We start from the raw sequence: 276 nt of genomic DNA, 5'->3' as shown, positions 1-276 counted from the left end.
GAATGAGGAGGAGGAGAAAAGATTAGAAGCGCAAATCAATGCGTATATTCAGCAATCTGCTGGTATTCAAACTGTACTTCAGATGGAATGGCTCGCAGTGCAAGTACAGAATCATGGTTGGAATTCAATCGGATGGAATGTGTGGGATTTCAAAACGGAGTATAACCGCCGGCTGCTCGAGCAGGTGAATGATCGCATTCATAAGCTGCAACAAGGTGAGCTAGGCGCAGACCATTTTTTGATGAAGGGGGCAGTCCATTTTCTGATTGAGCTTCA

At 45.3% G+C, this 276-nt stretch carries 1 protein-coding gene; it reads left to right on the top strand.

Annotated elements, in window-relative coordinates:
* On the top strand, positions 1 to 276 hold a 276-nt coding region (locus tag KVT27_RS24465; RefSeq protein ID WP_217582163.1), incomplete at both ends, for a hypothetical protein.

Source organism: Lysinibacillus sp. GbtcB16 (assembly GCF_019091145.1).
In the GTDB taxonomy this organism is placed as follows: Bacteria; Bacillota; Bacilli; order Bacillales_A; family Planococcaceae; genus Lysinibacillus; species Lysinibacillus fusiformis.
The sequence above is the reverse complement of the archived record's forward strand: the minus strand, read 5'-3'. Positions and strand labels throughout refer to the sequence as shown.